This window comes from Burkholderia pyrrocinia, from assembly GCF_018417535.1.
In the GTDB taxonomy this organism is placed as follows: domain Bacteria; phylum Pseudomonadota; class Gammaproteobacteria; order Burkholderiales; family Burkholderiaceae; genus Burkholderia; species Burkholderia pyrrocinia_E.
Map to the genome: position 1 here is coordinate 3,030,693 of NZ_CP070978.1, position 15,573 is coordinate 3,046,265.

18 protein-coding genes are annotated in these 15,573 nt (G+C 68.1%); 10 read left to right on the forward strand and 8 right to left on the reverse strand.

Translation table 11 applies throughout. The features are described from left to right. Positions 1 to 253: 253 nt before the first annotated feature. Complete coding sequence (penR, locus tag JYG32_RS31700) at positions 254 to 1,144, reverse strand: beta-lactamase transcriptional regulator PenR (RefSeq protein WP_213266236.1); 891 nt, start codon at positions 1,142 to 1,144, stop codon at positions 254 to 256. 128 nt (positions 1,145 to 1,272) lie between these two features. Here penR and blaPEN-bcc point away from each other — a divergent pair, with 128 nt between their 5' ends. Continuing rightward, on the forward strand, positions 1,273 to 2,184 hold the full coding sequence (blaPEN-bcc, locus tag JYG32_RS31705) for a PEN family class A beta-lactamase, Bcc-type (protein WP_213266237.1): 912 nt from the start codon (positions 1,273 to 1,275) through the stop codon (positions 2,182 to 2,184). Between the two features lie 480 nt (positions 2,185 to 2,664). On the opposite strand, the gene JYG32_RS31710 is transcribed toward blaPEN-bcc, so the two are convergent. The 3 genes from JYG32_RS31710 to JYG32_RS31720 all read right to left on the reverse strand — a co-directional run bounded on the left by JYG32_RS31710 (position 2,665) and on the right by JYG32_RS31720 (position 4,276). After that, a complete protein-coding gene (locus tag JYG32_RS31710; RefSeq protein ID WP_213266238.1) occupies positions 2,665 to 2,865 on the reverse strand; it encodes a hypothetical protein in 201 nt (66 codons plus the stop codon). Positions 2,866 to 3,426: 561 nt separating this feature from the next. After that, a complete protein-coding gene (locus tag JYG32_RS31715; protein WP_213266239.1) occupies positions 3,427 to 3,795 on the reverse strand; it encodes an antibiotic biosynthesis monooxygenase family protein in 369 nt (122 codons plus the stop codon). Between the two features lie 34 nt (positions 3,796 to 3,829). After that, complete coding sequence (locus JYG32_RS31720; protein ID WP_213266240.1) at positions 3,830 to 4,276, reverse strand: MarR family winged helix-turn-helix transcriptional regulator; 447 nt, start codon at positions 4,274 to 4,276, stop codon at positions 3,830 to 3,832. Between the two features lie 200 nt (positions 4,277 to 4,476). Here JYG32_RS31720 and JYG32_RS31725 point away from each other — a divergent pair, with 200 nt between their 5' ends. Then, on the forward strand, positions 4,477 to 4,695 hold the full coding sequence (locus JYG32_RS31725) for a hypothetical protein (protein ID WP_174384069.1): 219 nt from the start codon (positions 4,477 to 4,479) through the stop codon (positions 4,693 to 4,695). 96 nt (positions 4,696 to 4,791) lie between these two features. Here the strand turns inward: JYG32_RS31725 and JYG32_RS31730 are convergent, their stop codons facing one another. After that, positions 4,792 to 6,168: an ATP-binding protein gene (locus tag JYG32_RS31730; RefSeq protein WP_213266241.1), complete on the reverse strand. Its 1,377-nt coding sequence runs from the start codon at positions 6,166 to 6,168 to the stop codon at positions 4,792 to 4,794. Then, a complete protein-coding gene (locus tag JYG32_RS31735; RefSeq protein ID WP_047902645.1) occupies positions 6,165 to 6,827 on the reverse strand; it encodes a response regulator in 663 nt (220 codons plus the stop codon). Before JYG32_RS31735 ends, JYG32_RS31730 begins: the two co-directional genes overlap by 4 nt. Positions 6,828 to 7,058: 231 nt before the next feature. Here JYG32_RS31735 and JYG32_RS31740 point away from each other — a divergent pair, with 231 nt between their 5' ends. The 7 genes from JYG32_RS31740 to JYG32_RS31770 all read left to right on the forward strand — a co-directional run bounded on the left by JYG32_RS31740 (position 7,059) and on the right by JYG32_RS31770 (position 13,610). Next, positions 7,059 to 7,412, forward strand: coding sequence for a YgiW/YdeI family stress tolerance OB fold protein (locus JYG32_RS31740; RefSeq protein WP_174384067.1), 354 nt, complete (start codon positions 7,059 to 7,061; stop codon positions 7,410 to 7,412). Between the two features lie 55 nt (positions 7,413 to 7,467). Further along, the gene (locus JYG32_RS31745) at positions 7,468 to 8,328 is read left to right on the forward strand and encodes a MurR/RpiR family transcriptional regulator (protein ID WP_213266242.1); all 861 of its coding nucleotides are present in this window, start codon (positions 7,468 to 7,470) and stop codon (positions 8,326 to 8,328) included. 55 nt (positions 8,329 to 8,383) lie between these two features. After that, entirely contained in the window at positions 8,384 to 8,809 is a 426-nt protein-coding gene (locus JYG32_RS31750) for a GNAT family N-acetyltransferase (RefSeq protein ID WP_213266243.1), read from the forward strand. Positions 8,810 to 9,009: 200 nt separating this feature from the next. Beyond that, complete coding sequence (locus JYG32_RS31755) at positions 9,010 to 10,677, forward strand: ankyrin repeat domain-containing protein (RefSeq protein ID WP_213266244.1); 1,668 nt, start codon at positions 9,010 to 9,012, stop codon at positions 10,675 to 10,677. Positions 10,678 to 10,840: 163 nt separating this feature from the next. Then, entirely contained in the window at positions 10,841 to 11,701 is an 861-nt protein-coding gene (locus JYG32_RS31760) for an isocitrate lyase/PEP mutase family protein (RefSeq protein ID WP_213266245.1), read from the forward strand. 346 nt (positions 11,702 to 12,047) lie between these two features. Then, on the forward strand, positions 12,048 to 12,314 hold the full coding sequence (locus tag JYG32_RS31765) for a YodC family protein (protein ID WP_174384064.1): 267 nt from the start codon (positions 12,048 to 12,050) through the stop codon (positions 12,312 to 12,314). A gap of 111 nt (positions 12,315 to 12,425) precedes the next feature. Beyond that, on the forward strand, positions 12,426 to 13,610 hold the full coding sequence (locus tag JYG32_RS31770; RefSeq protein WP_213266246.1) for a cytochrome P450: 1,185 nt from the start codon (positions 12,426 to 12,428) through the stop codon (positions 13,608 to 13,610). A gap of 15 nt (positions 13,611 to 13,625) precedes the next feature. Here the strand turns inward: JYG32_RS31770 and JYG32_RS31775 are convergent, their stop codons facing one another. Further along, complete coding sequence (locus JYG32_RS31775; RefSeq protein WP_034180582.1) at positions 13,626 to 13,952, reverse strand: superinfection immunity protein; 327 nt, start codon at positions 13,950 to 13,952, stop codon at positions 13,626 to 13,628. A 90-nt stretch (positions 13,953 to 14,042) separates the two neighbouring features. Beyond that, positions 14,043 to 14,462, reverse strand: a complete 420-nt coding sequence (locus JYG32_RS31780) for a rhodanese-like domain-containing protein (RefSeq protein WP_213266247.1) — start codon at positions 14,460 to 14,462, stop codon at positions 14,043 to 14,045. Positions 14,463 to 14,576: 114 nt separating this feature from the next. Between JYG32_RS31780 and ftrA the strand changes: the two genes are divergently transcribed. Continuing rightward, positions 14,577 to 15,539 carry a transcriptional regulator FtrA gene (ftrA, locus tag JYG32_RS31785; protein WP_213266248.1) on the forward strand — a complete coding sequence of 321 codons (963 nt, stop codon included), beginning with the start codon at positions 14,577 to 14,579 and terminating at the stop codon, positions 15,537 to 15,539. Positions 15,540 to 15,573: the final 34 nt, after the last annotated feature.

Here is a 15,573-nt window from a genome sequence, read left to right on the forward strand (position 1 = left end):
TATCAAGATGTTACGCGTTCGATCTGACGGATATCCACAGGCTTGCCAACAAAATCTGTGGACAACTCGCAATCGATTGCGTCGCGATGGTTGAGGATCCGGCCTGAACGCGGTCGGCGTGCGAGGCCCGTGCGCATGGGCTGCCCGATGTGTGCGTCGGCGCGGTAATTCGTGCGCGATCAACGAGTTAGGTCCCGGGTACCCAGGATATCCACATCCTTGCCAACACTTTCTGTGGACAAGCGCAGCGGCGTTACGCGGCCGGCGCCGTGTCGGCCGCCTCGGCCGTAATCCAGTCGCGAAAGAGCGTCATCGCGGGCGTGAGCGGTTTCGACTTCAGCGACGTGAGCCAGTAGCCGCCGGCGCGCACGTCGATGTCGAGCGGCCGCGCGAGCAGGCCGAGCTGCAGTTCGCGCGCGAACATGCAGGCCGGCGCAAGCGCGACGCCCGCGCCCTGCATCGCGGCCTCGACCATCAGCCGCGACGAATCGAACACCGGCCCGTTGACCGCCCACGGTTCGAGCTGCGCGGCGTCGAACCAGCCGAGCCATTCGTCGGTGCGGTACGAGCGCAGCAGCGTTTCATTGGCAAGATCGGCCGGCTGTGCGAGGCGCCGCGCGATTTCCGGCGCGCACAGCGCGGTGAGCGGCGCATCGAGCAGGCGCTCGTTGCGCGTCGCCGGCCAGTTGCCAACGCCAAAGCGGATCGCGAAGTCGAGGCCCTCGGCGGCGAGGTCGACGACGTTGTTGTTGGTCCGCAGCCTCAGCTCCACGAACGGGTGCGTATCGCCGAACTGCTTCAGCCGCGGCATTAGCCAGCCTAGGGCAAACGTGCCGACGACGCCGAGCGTCAACACCTCGCGGAAACGCCCGCCGTCGAACTGCTTGAGCACCGTCTCGATGCGGCTGAATGCATCGCTGAGCACGGGCAGCAGCGCGCGCCCCTCGTCGGTGAGCCCGAGGCCGCGCGGCAGCCGCGTGAACAGCGTGCAGCCGAGCCGTTCCTCGAGTGAGCGCACCTGCTGGCTGACCGCGGCCTGGGTCACGCTCAGCTCGAGGCCGGCGCGCGTGAAGTTCAGGTGGCGCGCGGACGATTCGAACGCGCGCAGCGCATTGAGCGGAAGATGAGGGCGGAGCTTCGTCATAAGAATTTCTTTTGTCAGCGCTCAATTATCGTTGCTTGTCAGGCAACCGTAAAGTCAAGATAGTGCTGTCTCGGCGGCCGGCCGTTTTCACCACCATTGCGCCGCCATTCCACCACGAGACAACCGACATGACCTATTCATCGAAACGTCGAACCCTGTTGCTGGCCGCCGCGACGGCGCCGCTCGTCCTGACCGTCACCGCGTGCGCGTCGGCGCAGACCGCCGCGCCGGACGAGGCCGCCATGCCGGACGCGGCAGCCGCGGCGACGTTTGCCCAGCTCGAACGCGACGCGGGCGGCCGTCTCGGCGTGTGCGCGATCGACACCGCGAGCGGCCGGCGCGTGGCGCATCGCGCCGACGAGCGCTTCCCGTTCTGCAGCACGTTCAAGGCGATGCTGAGTGCGGCGGTGCTCGCGCAGAGCGTCGCGCGTCCGGCATTGCTGCAACAGCGCGTGACGTACGGAAAGGCCGATCTCGTCAACTATTCGCCGGTGACGGAGAAGCAGGTCGGCGCGGGCATGACGGTCGCCGAACTGTGCGAGGCCACGATCCAGTACAGCGACAACTCGGCCGCGAACCTGCTGATGAAGCTGATCGGCGGCCCGTCGGCGGTGACCGCATACGCGCGCTCGATCGGCGACGACACGTTCCGGCTCGATCGATGGGAAACCGAACTGAATACCGCACTGCCGGGCGACTTGCGCGACACGACGACGCCCGCCGCGATGGCTGCGAGCATGCGCGTGCTGACGCTCGGCGACGCGTTGCCGGCCGCGCAGCGTGCACAGCTCGTGGCCTGGCTGCGCGGCAACAAGGTCGGCGACAAGCGGATTCGCGCGGGCGTGCCGGCCGGGTGGACGGTCGGCGACAAGACGGGCACCGGCGACTACGGGACGACGAACGACGCGGGCGTCGTGTGGTCGCCGTCGCGTGCACCGATCGTGCTGGTCGTGTACTACACGCAGGCGCGTGCCGATGCGCGGGCGAAGGACGACGTGATCGCCGACGTCGCGCGCGTCGTGGTTGCGGCGTTCGGTTGAGCAGGGCGATGCGGCGTGCGTGGCGGGATGCGCATGCACGCCGTGCCGCAGTCGTGACCCGCGAGATCAAACGTTGTGCGATCAACGACTTAGGTCGCGCATGCTCAGGATATCCACATGCTTGCCAACAAAAATTGTGGACAAGCCCGCGAGCGGCGGCGTTCGTCATCGCGCGCGCCGTCGTGCCGCGTTTGAAGCGGCGCGGACAAAGTCTTTCGGATCAAGCGCTTGGCCGCGGTATGCGCAGGCTATCCACACGCTTGCCAACAAAATCTGTGGACAAGCCGGTTCGCACGCACGGCAGGCGGCCCGTCATGTGGAGCAACGCTGCGCGGCCGACGATTTGCCGGCCGCGTGCCGTATTCGAGGCGGCGCGGACAAACCCTTTCGGATCAAGCGCTTGGTCGTGGTATGCGCAGGCTATCCACATGCTTGCCAACAAAATCTGTGGACAAGCCTGCCTGCCCGTCACCGCGACGTTCAGCGTTGGCGATCGTCGACGGCGGGCCAGCGCGCGAACGCGAACACCCACAACATCACGAAGTTCAGGATCGGCACGAACATCGTCAGGATCCACCAGCCCGAATGCCCGGTGCGCCGGACGATGCGGACATACGGATAGACGACGACGGCGGCGAGCACGAGCGAGACGAGCAACTGCCACGCGGTGAAGTGTTCCATGGCCTTCCTCGGAGTGAGGTGTCGTGATGCGGCGCCGGCGGAACGGCCGGCACGTTGCGCCGGCGCGCGAGCCCGGCGATGCGCGGCTGCGTGCGGCTCGCGTGATCTTGACGCGGGGCGGGCGCGAGCGTCAAGGCGCGGGTGGCGCGCCGCTGTTGCGCCGGATCGTCCGTATTTGCGCTGGTTCGCGCGTCGCGTTGCCGAAACGCTGACGCGGCGCATGAACCTGAGGCCGATCAACGGGTTAGCGCACGCGTGCGCAGGATATCCACAAGCTTGCCAACAAAATCTGTGGGTAAGTGGCGCGGCACGCGTGCGGCGATCGTGTTGTGCGCCACCGTGGCGTCGTGATGCGAAGTGCGGCGAAGCGGCGCGCGCGAAGGGCATCGCGCGCGCCTCGTCTGCATCACGCGTGCCAAAGTCCATCGGATCAAGGGTTTAGCGTTGCGGTACGCAGGATATCCACAAGCTTGCCAACATTTTCTGTGGAGAACTGCGCGTTCGCGATCGGCGGGCACGACACCGACCGATGCCACGTGTTGCCTCGATTCGCGCGGGCGCTCACGCAGTGCAAATGCCGGCCACGCCGACTTTCCGGAACAGGTGCGGGCTGGCGACGGCGGACGACGGATAGGCCGACAGTTTCGCGACGAACTCGGGATGCGTGAAAGCCGCGCGAAACGCGTGCGTCGATTCCCAGGTCGCGTAGTTCAGGTAAGTCGGACTGTCGCCGAGCGCGCGATGAAGCTGCGTCGAGATGAATCCCGGCTGCCGTTTCATGAATTCGGCGTCGTCCTTCCACACCGCCAGAAAGTCCACTTCGTCTGCGGGATCCAGCGTGAACACGTTGACGAGAACGACCGGCTCGGCGTCGATGGCGAGCTGTTGCTGGATCGGAAAGTTCGGATCCATCGGTTTGAACTGGGACATGGGAACCTCGGTGGGTCGTGGGTCGATTGAGTGATCACGCGTGGCCATCCTGGCCATGCGCGCTCGACATTGCCGACAGAACGCGAATCGCCGCATCCAGGTCGGCCGAACTGAACTCGCCGGCGATGTCGCGGACATGCTGTTGCCATTGCTCGACCACCGCCTGATAGGCCGCGTCGCCGCGCGGTGTCAGCGCATACAGCGGCGACCGCTTGTGCGCCGGATTGGGCAGCGACCGGACCAGCCCTTCGTCGACCAGCACGTTGATCTGTTTCAGCACGGCCTGCCGCGTGATGCCCATCGCGTCGGCGATCTGCGGGATGTTCGGGGCTGCCGGTGCCATCGAGATGGCGCCCAGCACTTGCCAGCGCGCACTGGTCAAGCCGTGCGGCCCGGCAAAGGTGTTGCCCCATTCGATCAGCAGGCCGTTCAACCGGAATACGGACAGCGCGACGGTGGTCAACTTCTCGGATTTCGTCATATTTGATACGCATCATGAATCGACAACTAGTTTACGTAAACGACAACTGGTTGTCAAATATGCGCGTGTGTCGCCGAACGACGCCGGGCAGGTAAACTTGTGACGCGATACGGCACCGATAGCATCGGCAGCACTGGCTGCGGCAGATTGCCGACCGACAAAAAAGAACCTGGAGAGAATCGGTGAGAACGATCTGGAAAATGATCGCCGTGCCGTTGCTGGCGACGGCGTGCGGAACGATTGCGCATGCGTGTCGGCCGCCCAACTATCAGACCGCGTATTTCGGTGACGCCCAACACATGGGCGACGAACTTCGCGACAAGGTGGCCGACGACATCCGGGCCAATGAGTCGAGGCCATGGCGAATACGCGCATGCGCGTATTCGCGGCCGCATCGCGCATTTGCCGCGCACGCCTGACAAACCCTTACCGATCAACGGCTTGGTGCCGTTAATGGAAGGTTGTCCACAAGCTTGCCAACATAATCTGTGGACAAGCCGCCTGTCACGCGCGCATCAGGCTGGTGCAGGAAAGCGCACCGTGACAGTGAGCCCGCGCCCGCCGTGCGTGGTACCGAGCGCGACCGTCGCGCGATGCTGTTCGGCGATCCGCTTGACGATCGACAGCCCGAGCCCGCTGCCCGACGACGTGGCCGCCTGCGCGCCCTCGCCGCGATAGAAGCGCTCCCACACGTCGGTGCGCTCGGCTTCCGGAATCCCGGGGCCGTCGTCGGCGACCTCGAGCACGGGCGTCGCGCCGTCGATGCGCGCGGACACGTCGACGCGCGCGCCGTCGCCCGCATAGCGGATCGCGTTGTCGACGAGATTGTTCAGCAGCACGCGCAGCGTGTCGATATTGCCCGCGGCCATCACGGGCGCCGCGACGATCGCGCCGAGATCGATCCGGTGCGCGTCGGCGACGCGCGCGCGGTCCGCGACCACCGACCGGCACAGCGCGGCGAGATCGACGGGCGCGGCAGTGGACGTGGCCGCTTGCGCATCGGGTTCGAGGCGCGCGAGCGTCAGCAACTGCTCGGCGAGGTGGCCGAGGCGCGTCGTGCCCGCATGGATCTGCGCGAGGATGCGCTCGCGCTCGTCGGCGGTCGCCGCGCGCCGCAGCAATTGCGACTGGATCGACAGCCCCATGATCGGCGTGCGCAACTCGTGCGCGGCATCGGCGATGAAGTGCCGCTGCAGCGTGAACGAGCGGTCGAGCCGCGCGAGCAGGTCGTTGATCGCTTCGGCGAGCGGCCGGACTTCGTTCGGCATCGATGCGACATCGACCGGTTCAAGGTTGTTCGCATTCCTGCGCTTCAGGCCGGATGCGATCGTGCGCAGCGGCCGCAGCCCCGCGCCGATGCCGAACCACAGGCCGATCGCCAGCACCGGCAGCATCGAGAACACCGGCCACAGCAGGTGCACGGCGATGCCTGCAATCGCTTCCCACCGCGCATGCCGCGCCTGCGCGAGCCGGATCGTCGTGCCGCCACGCTCGGTCACGTAAGTGCGCCACGGCTGGCCGCCGACGTCGACGCTCGCGATGCCCTTCTGCGCGGGCGGCGGCAGCGTCGAATCGCGGTCGGTCGAATACACGAGCGTGCCGTTGCGCCAGACTTGCAACAGCACGGCATCGGGATCGCTCGCCTCGAAACCGTGCTTGCCGTTGGCGCGGTTGCTGAACGACAGCTCGCCGTTCGGGCCGACGACGATTTGCTTCGACATGCTGCGCATCTGATCGTCGAGCAGATCGTCGAGTTCGCGCAGCGCGCCCCAGTAGGTGCCCGCGCTCGCGACCAGGCCGATCACGCACGCGGCCGGCAGCAGCCACATCAGCAGGCGCCGCCGTAGCGACGCACTGCGCCAGCGCGCGATCGCGCGTTGCACGCGCATCATGCGCCGTCACCGATCCGGTAGCCGACGCCGCGCACCGTGCGGATCATGTCGTGGCCGAGCTTCTTGCGCAGGTTGTGGATGTGTACCTGCACCGCGTTGCTCTCGATTTCCTCGCCCCAGCTATAGAGCCGCTCCTCGAACTGCTCGCGCGAAATCACCGCGCCCGGTTCGCGCATCAGTTCGTGCAGCAGCACGAACTCCTTCGGCGACAGCGGCACTTCGTCGTCGTCGAGCCAGACGAGGTGCTTGACGGGATCGAGCCGCAGCGGGCCGATCGCGAGCGTCGTCTGCGCGCGCCCCGCGTGGCGGCGGTTGACCGCGCGGATGCGGGCGAGCAGTTCGTCGAGTTCGAACGGCTTGACGAGATAGTCGTCCGCGCCGCTGTCGAGGCCCGCGATGCGGTCCGGCACGCCGTCGCGCGCGGTGATGATGATCGCGGGCAGGGTTTCGTCGCGGCGGCGCAGCGCGGCGAGCACCGACAGGCCGTCGCGGTTCGGCAGCCCGAGATCGAGCAGCAGCAGGCCGTAGCCGGTCGAGCGCAGCGCGAGCGACGCGGCGTCGCCGTCCTTCACCCAGTCGACCGCGAAGCCTTCCTGTTTGAGGCCCTGTTCGAGCCCGCTGCCGATCAGCGGATCGTCCTCGACGAGCAGTACGCGCATGGATTCGTGTCTCTTCAACAGGGCGCCGCGGCGCCCGGGGTTCCAATGATAAGCGCGCGTGTCTTAGGGAGAGCTTAAACACGGACGCCTCCGTGCGTTGGCGCACCGGACCGATGCGACAGCGTGCCGCTTCGGACGGTCTTCAGGCTTTCTTAATCTTACGCTCCGTAATCTCGGGCCGTCGCGTTCAACGAGAGCGCGGCGCACCATCAAACAAGGAGGAACGAGATCATGAAACACCTGACGAGAATCCTGGCGGTCGCGCTCGCCGTGCTGCCTGCCGCCGTCTACGCGGAATATACCGGGCCGTCCACGCTGACCACGACGACCGTGAAGGAACTGCTCGCGAACGGCAAGGACGACCAGCACGTGCAATTGCAGGGGCGCATCGTCAAGCATGCCGGCGGCGAGGACTACGAGTTCGCCGACGCGACCGGCACGATCCGCGTCGAGATCGACAACAAGCTGTGGGCGGCCGGCCAGCCCGTCGGCGACAAGAGCGAAGTGAAGCTGACCGGCGAATTCGAGCGCAAATGGTCGGGCAAGGTGAAGGTCGATGCCGACCACGTCGAAGTGCTGCACTGACCGGTGCGCGCGGGGCCGGTGATACCATGAACGACCGGTTCCCGTTCCCACCAAGATGGCCGCCAATTTCGACGAACTCGCGTCCCGGATCCGGGCGCAATTTTCCGAGCTGAGCCCGCAATTCCAGGCGGGCGCCGCATTCCTGCTCGATCATCCCGACGAAGTCGCCACTTCGTCGATGCGCAAGGTCGCGCAGCGCGCGCAGGTGCAGCCTGCATCGCTCGTGCGGCTCGCGCAGCAATTCGGTTTCCCCGGCTGGAACGAGCTGCGCGACCTGTGCGTCGCGCGCGTTCGCACGCGCCCCGAGCCGCTTACGCAGCGCGCGCGCTCGCTCGTGCGGCCCGACGCGAAGGCGTCGCTCGCGCACGATCTGCTCGCCGCGCAGCAACACAACCTGTCGACCACCGCCGCGCAGAACGAGCACGCGCTCGCGGACGCGGCCAGGCTGATCCGCAAGGCGTCGCACGTGCATGTCGCGGGGTTCCGCTCGTGCTATCCGGTCGCGTTCGGGTTCGTGTACGGCTACCGGCTGTTTCGTCCGACCGTGTCGCTGCTCAACGGCGTTGCCGGTTCGCTCGAAATGGAGCTGCGGACGATCGCGAAGCAGAGCGTGACCGTGGTCATCAGCTTCGCGCCGTATTCGGCGGAAGCGACGCGCGTCGCGCAGGCCGCGAAGGCGCAGGGCAGCCGGATCGTCGCGATCACCGACAGTGCGGTGTCGCCGATCGCGCTGCATGCGGACGCACAGCTGATCTTCACGCACGACAGCCCGTCGTTCTTTCCGTCGCTGGTGGCCGCACATGCGATGGCCGAGGCGCTGGTCGCGCAGTTGCTCGCGCTCGAAGGCAGCGATGCGATCGCGGCGCTCGAGCGCACCGAAGCGGAGCTGCACGCGAAGGGCGCTTACGTCGTCTGATGCGGCACGTGCGACTGCGGCCGTCCCTCATTCACGATTCAACCCGACGCAACCGATGACGTTCACTTACGAGGTGACCGACGCGGGCGACGCGAACGTGCGCAAGCAGATCGTCGCGCCGCTCGTCCGATTCAACGAAAGCCCGGCCGGCCCGAACGACTTTCGTCCGCTGGCCGTGCTCGTGACCGATGCGCAAGGCGCGGTGGTCGGCGGCTTGTGGGGCGGGACGGCGTTCGGCTGGCTGCACGTCGACCTGCTCGTGGTACCCGAGGAAGCGCGCGGCCAGGGCACCGGCACGCGCATCATGGATCTGGCCGAAGCGGAGGCCGTCGCGCGCGGCTGCCGCAGCGCATGGCTCGACACGTTCGACTTCCAGGCGCGGCCCTTCTACGAGAAACGCGGCCATGTCCGCTTCGGCGAGCGGCCGGATTATCCGGTCGGGCACACGCGGATTTTCCTGACGAAGAAGCTCGCGGGTTGAGCGGCGGTGCCGCATGCAGGCACCGCGCGGCACGGTTGACGATGCCACCGGCTGTCGCCTAGCATACCGGTCAGCGATGCAGGTCGCTTCCGGGTCCGCGGAAAGGGTTGAACCCACCTGTCGCAGCAAATCCAGTCTTCCCTCTGTCCTTTGTGCTGGCGGTATTGCGGACCTTCGGCCATTACTGCACAAGGATCCGCATGAACAAGCTGCCTCCCAAGGCCAATCCCGATCATCTGAAAAAGCAGGCCAAGGCATTGTTGCGCCTGTACCGGCAGGGCGACGCGCAGGCTGTCGCGCGCTTTGTCCGGTTTCTTCCCGCCGCCGCAAACCGCACGCACGACGAAGCGATCGCGCTCGGGCTGCACCTGCACGACGCGCAGTCGTGCATTGCGCGCGAGTACGGCTTCGCGTCGTGGGCCGATCTCGGCGTGTTCGTCGAAACGCAGGCGCTCGCGCGGCAACAGCGGTCGCTGCTGATCCGGCGCTGGCTCGGCCTCGCATACGGCGGCGACGTGACTGGCAGTTTCGACACGGCCCGGCCGCGTGTCGCCGCGCAACTGCTGCGCGACCAGCCCGATCTTGTTTCGGAAGATCTGACCATCGCGTGCGCGGCGGGCGATCTCGACGCCGTGAAGGCTGCCCTGGCCGCCGATCCCGGATGGATCGCGCGCGCCGGCGGCGCGCTGAACCTGCCGCCGCTCGTCGCCGTCACGCATTCGCGGCTCGGGCAGCTGCCCGAGTTTGCCGTGAGGCTGCGCGCCTGCGCGCGCCATCTGCTCGATGCCGGCGCCGATCCGAACCAGCGGATCGGCAACCGGTTTCCGCCGGCCTCGCTCGCCGCGCCCGACGAGTCGGGCCCGCTGTCGGCGCTGTACGGTGCCGCCGGCGTCAATCGCGATCCGGTCCTCACGGCCATGCTGCTGGAAGCCGGCGCCGACCCGAACGACGGCGAATCGCTGTATCACTCGCTGGAGAACCCGGCGTGCACGCGCCTGCTGCTCGAACACGGCGCGCGGGTGGGCGGGACGAATGCGTTGCGGCGGGCGCTCGACATGCGCGACGCGGCCGCGCTCGAATTGCTGCTCGCGCATGGCGGCGACCCGAACGAACCGGCCGGAGAGGGGCCGACGAACAGGTGGGGCGCGCCGTTGTTGCGGGCGATTGCCGTGCGCTGCTCGGCGAGCCATGTCGCCGCGCTGCTGGCGGCCGGCGCCGATCCCGGCGCGCGGACGGTAGCGGGCGTCAGTGCGTACCGGCTGGCCATGCAGACCGGGTTGTCCGATGTCGCGGCGTTGTTGCGCGCGGCCGGCGCGGAAGAGGCGCTCGGCGCGGCAGACGCGTTCGTGGCGGCCTGCGCGCGTGCCGATGCCGACGACGCACGGCGCATCCAGGCGCGGCATCCCGACTTGCCCGGTGCGTTGCCCGAGGACCGGTTGCGGCTGTTGCCGGACGCCGCCGCCTGGGGCTCGGGCGACGCGGTGAAGGTCATGGTCGAACTGGGCTGGCCGGTGGCCGCGCGCGGCGGCGACTGGGACGCGAGCGCGCTGAACCACGCGGTGTTCCGCGGCGATGCCGATCTGCTGACGTTCCTGCTCGCGCACGGCGCAAGCTGGCGCGAGACGCACGGGTTCGGGAGCGACGCGCTCGGCACGTTGTCGTGGGCGTCCGTCAACGAACCGGAAGGCGTCGGCCATCCCGACTGGGAAGCCTGCGCACGCGTGCTGATCGCGCACGGCGTGCCGCAAGCGGTGCGCGACCCGTCGAATCCGGACCGCGTGCTGATCGGCGGTCGCGCGATGCAGTTCTCCGAGGCCGTCGCCGACGCGTTGCTCGGCATCGACGGCGGGCAGTTCGCATCGACGTGAACGAAGGCGGGCGGACAGCGGGCGGCGGTGCCTGCCCGCTCGCTGCCGGCCGCCGGCGCGCCTTCGACTTTTTCCTGTCGCGCGGCGACATTTCGGCCATCGCTGAAACGTCGCGCGCACGACCGGCGTAAGCTCACCCGTCAACACCTTCCGGGAGTCCGCGATGACCCGCTTCGACCTGCAAGCCCGCCACGCCGAAGTTTTCCGCATGCTGCACACGCGCCCCGGCGCCTTCATCATCCCGAACCCGTGGGACGCCGGCACCGCCCGCCTGCTCGCGATGGCCGGTTTCGAGGCGCTCGCCACCACGAGTGCCGGCTACGCATTCTCGAAAGGGCAGCCCGACAACGCGATCGACCGCGACGCGATGCTCGATCACATCGCCGATCTCGTTGCCGCGGGCGGCCTGCCGGTGAGCGCCGATCTCGAGAACGGTTTCGGCGACGCGCCCGACACGGTGGCCGAAACGATCCGGCTGGCGGCCGAGGCCGGCGCGGTCGGCGGCTCGATCGAGGATGCGACGGGCCGCGCCGATGCGCCGATCTACGCGCATGACGCGGCGGTCGAGCGCATCGCGGCGGCGGTCGACGCGGCGCGCGCGCTGCCGTTTCCGTTCACGCTGACCGCGCGCTGCGAAAACTACCTGCACGGCCGTCGCGACCTCGCCGACACGATCGCGCGGCTCGTTGCCTATCGCGACGCGGGCGCCGACGTGCTGTATGCGCCGGGCATCACCGACGCCGACGAGATTGCCGCGGTGACGCGGGCGGTCGGCGCGCCCGTGAACGTCGTGATGGGGTTGCAGGGCGGGTTGCTGAGCCTCGACGAGTTGGCGGCGCTCGGCGTGAAGCGCGTCAGCGTCGGCGGCGCGCTGGCGCGGGCCGCGCTCGGCGCGTTCCTGCGCGCCGCGACGGAGATGGCGCGCGACGGCACGTTTACTTTTTCGCAAGCGGCCGTGCCGGGGCGCGATATCAATCGCTGGTTTGCGTCGCCCGATAATTCACCGGTTTCATTCGGGGAATGATCACAAATAAAACGTGGGATCGTTTCCAGTCGAAGCATTGATTGACAATAATCAACCGATTCCGCGTCGGGTTTAAACGCCGATGACGACGCGAAAACCATCGTTTATTCTCCGCATTCCGCCGGCTCGACCGGATTCGGCGCGCAGGCCGCGCCGAATCTGGCGGTCAGCCTTCCACGGCGCGCGCCGATACCGCGCATTGTTGCATTTTTTCTAATCAGCGAATTTTCGTGCGCGGGAGTTGCTGGTTATTTTTTTGATTGTTAATCTGCGACATATTCAAATGCCCGGTTGTGCGGGCCGCCGGGAATATCAATATATTCAATATATAAAAACCGAGAGAGCGATGACGATCCGAGAAAATCAGCGTGTCAGGTTTCGCGTCGGCGATGTCGTGACGCTGAAAACGGGCGGGCCGCGCATGACCGTTACCTATGCCGGGCCGGTCGTGTTCGACGACGGCGACTGGCTGATCTGCCAGTGGTTCGACGAACACGGCGAGTTCCGGCAGGAAATGTTCCATCACGACACGGTGGTGCCCGAGCCGCGCGCGATTTCGGCCGGGCGTGTCCGGATGCGCATGCAGTCGCACCGCTACCGGTCGGCTGCCTGACACCCGCCTGTCGTTGCGATGCGTGCAAGACGTGCAATACGCAGCGCCCGCGCGACGACATTTCACGCGAGCCCGAAACATGCGGCGGCGCACTGCGCCGATACTGCTCGCATGAACCCGAACCCGACCGATCCCATCGCCGCGGTGACGCACCGCGATCCCTATCCCTACTATGCGGCGCTCGTCGACGGGCCGCCGCTCGCGTTCGACGCCACGCTCGGCCTGTGGGTCGCGAGCCGCGCGGCGGCCGTGACGGCCGTGACGGCCGTGCTCGGCCATCCGGCCTGCCGCGTGCGCCCGCTGGATGCGCCGGTGCCGCCCGCGTTGCGCGGCACGACGGCCGGCGCGCTGTTCGGCGAGCTGGTGCGCATGAACGACGGCGCGTTGCGGCACGACGTGCCGAAACAGGCGCTGCGCACGGCGTTTGCGCCGGTCGACACGGGCGCGTTGCGTGACCGCGCCGCGCAGCTTGCCGAGCGGCGGTTGCCGGCGCCGGGAGACGCCGACGCGCTGAATGCGTGGTGCATGACGGTGCCCGTCTGCGCGGTCGCCGATCTGCTCGGCTTCGACGAGACGCAGCTCGACGACATCGCGGCGCGCGTCGTCGACTTCGTCGCCGCGCTGTCGCCGCTGTCGGACACCGCGGCGCTGGCCCGCGCGAGCGACGGCGCGCGGCAACTGCTCGACCGGATGACCGAGCGCGTCGCGCAGACGCACGCGCACGACGGCACGCTCGTCGCCGCGGTGCAGCAGGCGGCCCGTGCGTCGGGCTGGCACGCGAGCGGCGCGCTGGTCGCGAATCTCGTCGGGTTGCTGTCGCAGACCTGCGAGGCGACGGCCGCGTGGCTCGGCAACACGCTGGTGGCGTGGAACGGGGAAGCGGAGGCCGCGCGCGTCGCGCCGGACGCCGCCGCGCTCGACGCCTTCGTTGCCGAAGTCGGGCGCTTCGATTCGCCGGTGCAGAACACGCGCCGCTTCGTCGCGTCGCGCACGACGATCGACGGCGTGAGCGTCGAAGCCGGCGACGCGATCCTCGTCGTGCTCGCCGCGGCGAATCGCGACCCGGCCGTGCACCGCGACCCGCACCGGTTGATGCCCGGCCGCGCCGCCGGACCGAATTTCGGTTTCGGCACGGGGCCGCATGGGTGCCCGGGCGAGCGGATCGCGCGGGCGGTGACGGCGGGGGCGTTCTCGGCGTGGTTGCGCGCGGGCGGATGGCCGCCGCGCGACGGGCTGACGTGGAATTACCGTGCGTCGACCAACGTCAGGATGCCGACGTTCGACGCGGCGCGGTGAAGGGGAAAGAGGGACTTAACGGCAGCCTTGCTTCTCCGCCCATTGCTCCTGGGCGGCGACGCGGCGCTGCACGCGTTCGACGAGGCCGGTCGAGAAGGTCCGCATGCTGATGCCGCGGCGCTTCGCAAGGATCGTCTGCGCGACATCGGTGCGCGGGTTCGGCTGGCACGCCCAGTACAGCGTCATCAGCCAGCCGATGCCGGTCCACCCGAACAGCGCGTTGAACATCGCGATCGTCAGCTTGTCGTGCCGGCCGCGCCGGTCGGCAATGACGGCCGGCAGGAAATAGAGCGCGATCGCGACGACCGAACCGGCCACTTGAATCAGGACTGCATCATTCATGGTGCTGCTCCGTCCGAACTGCAATGTGGCCGATTGTCGCGCTTTTTCCGTTCGTGTGCCGGCAATTGATTGTTGCGTTTTTAATGACGATCAGCGGGCCTCGGCGGCCACCGGCTGCACATCGTTGCTCAGTGCGAAACCTTCGTCGAGCCAGCCCGTCACGCCGCCGATCATCAGCTTGACGGGGCGGCCGAGGCGCGCGAGTTCGATCGCCGCGCGCGCGGCGCCGTTGCAGTGCGGGCCCGCGCAGTAGACGACGAACAGCGTGTCGGCCGGGTAGCCGGCGAGCTTGCCCGCGACGATCTTGCGACGCGGCAGGTTGCGCGCGCCGGGCACGTGGCCGGCGGCGAACTGGTCGGGGCCGCGCACGTCGAGCAGCACGAAATCCGGTGCGCCGGACGCGAGCGCGTCATGCACGTCCCAGCAATCGGTCTCGAATCGCAGCGATGCCGCGAAATGCGCGAGGGCGGCGGGGCTGTCGGCGGCGGACACGTCGGTGACGAAGGACATGGGCAGGCTCTCCTGGATGAACGGGCGCGGAATGCGCCGGGATGGAGGCCAGTATCGCGGTTCGGCGCGTTTCGCGGCAGTGGCGCGATCGACAAGTTCCGGTAACATTACGCCATGCACAATCATCTCGTCGTCGCGCTCGCCTACGATCGCCTCTGCACGTTCGAATTCGGCTGCGTGGTCGAACTGTTCGCACTCGAACGCCCCGAACTCGGGGTCGACTGGTATCGCTTCGCGGTATGCGCGAGCGAGCCGGGGCCCGTGCGCGCGGCGGGCGGCATCACGGTCGCCGCGCCGTACCGGCTCGCGACGCTCGATCGCGCGGACACCATCGTGATTCCCGGCTGGCGCGATCCGGACGAACGGCCGCCCGAGCCGCTGCTGAAGAAGCTGCGGGCCGCGCATCGGCGCGGCGCGCGGCTCTGTTCGATCTGTTCGGGCGTGTTCGTGCTGGCGGCGGCCGGCGTGCTCGACGGGCTCACCGTGACGACGCACTGGCGTTACGCGGAGCGCCTGCAGGCACGTTATCCGGCGCTGCGCGTGAATCCCGATGCGCTTTACGTCGACGAAGGGCAGATCGTCACGTCGGCCGGTTCGGCGGCGGGGCTCGACATGCTGCTGCATCTCGTGCGCCGCGATCACGGCGGCGCCATCGCGAACCGTGTCGCGCAACGCCTCGTGCTGCCGCCGCATCGCGACGGCGGGCAGGCGCAGTTCGTGCCGCGCCCGGTCGCGCCGGGCGGCAGCGACCGGCTCGCGAAGCTGATCGACTGGATGCGTGCGCACGCGGCCGAGCCGCACACGCTCGCGTCGCTCGCCGCGCAGGCCGCGATGAGCACGCGCACGCTGCAGCGTCAGTTCGCGGACGCGACGGGGATGTCGCCGCTCGCGTGGCTGATCCGCGAGCGTGTGAATGTTGCGAAGGACATCCTCGAAGCGCAACCCGCGCTGTCGCTCGCGCAGGTCGCGGCGCGTGCGGGGTTCGGTTCGGAGGAATCGCTGCGCCGGCATTTCCGGCGCGTCGCGGCGACGAGCCCGGCCGCGTATCGGCGCGGGATGGATCGCGGCGGAAGATAGCGGGCGCCGAACGGGGCCGTTCGTGCACGACAAC